The organism is Chitinophaga sp. GbtcB8 (assembly GCF_019091455.1).
In the GTDB taxonomy this organism is placed as follows: Bacteria; Bacteroidota; Bacteroidia; order Chitinophagales; family Chitinophagaceae; genus Chitinophaga.
Genome location: NZ_JAGXJN010000126.1, coordinates 1 through 293, shown reverse-complemented (window position 1 = coordinate 293; position 293 = coordinate 1). Strand labels below are relative to the sequence as shown.

At 49.8% G+C, this 293-nt stretch carries 1 protein-coding gene; it reads right to left on the bottom strand.

The window, feature by feature from the left end:
* A partial coding sequence (locus KVT36_RS31650) for a condensation domain-containing protein (RefSeq protein WP_368670059.1) occupies window positions 1–282 on the bottom strand: 282 nt, incomplete at its 3' end.
* Window positions 283–293: the final 11 nt, after the last annotated feature.

Sequence of the window (293 nt, the reverse complement as noted above, 5' to 3'; positions counted from 1 at the left end):
GCTGAGCAGCATATTCACCGCAGCACCGTTATAGGTTTTAACTGCGGGACGGGCATGATCACCCGGCAGGTCTAACAACGGCAATTCACCTGACAGCTGTTGTAACCACCAATGTTTGTGCGGTTCCAGTGCAGCTTCGCTTAACTGCGATTGCTGCCAGGCTGCATAATCCTTATACTGGATGCGCAAGGGCAATAGTGGATGGGTGGCGCCAATGGTATAAGCATGATACAAGTCTAACAACTCGCGGATCAAAATACTCATGGACCACCCATCACTGATAATATGGTGCA